Below are 309 nucleotides of genomic sequence, written 5' to 3'. Positions count from 1 at the left end.
TCTCCACCATCTCGCGCCTCAAACCGCAATTCACTGCCAAGCCTTCAGCTCCTAACCGCATTCACTTACGGCAAGCTTCACAGGGCGAGCAGGACACGGCAGGGCACGAAAAGGGAGGAGATGGTTGACTAGGCAGCCCTGGCAGGGCGCAGGTCCAGGTAGCCCGGATCGAACTCGGCAAACGCCTTCAGCCGCTCCACATCGGGGATGGTCAGGCGGTGCTTGCTCCAGACGACCAGGTCGCTCGCCCGTAACGCCTGCAGCACGCGGTTGATGTGGACCTGCGAAATGCCGAGCGCGTCCGCCAGA

1 protein-coding gene is annotated in these 309 nt (G+C 62.8%); it reads right to left on the bottom strand.

Annotated features, from left to right (window positions below; translation table 11 throughout):
- Nucleotides 1–128 precede the first annotated feature (128 nt).
- A partial coding sequence (locus tag WDW90_RS38695; protein ID WP_336492945.1) for a helix-turn-helix domain-containing protein occupies nucleotides 129–309 on the bottom strand: 181 nt, incomplete at its 5' end.

The organism is Methylobacterium nigriterrae, assembly GCF_037106235.1.
GTDB classification, from domain to species: domain Bacteria; phylum Pseudomonadota; class Alphaproteobacteria; order Rhizobiales; family Beijerinckiaceae; genus Methylobacterium; species Methylobacterium nigriterrae.
This window is presented reverse-complemented; position numbering and strand designations above follow the sequence as displayed.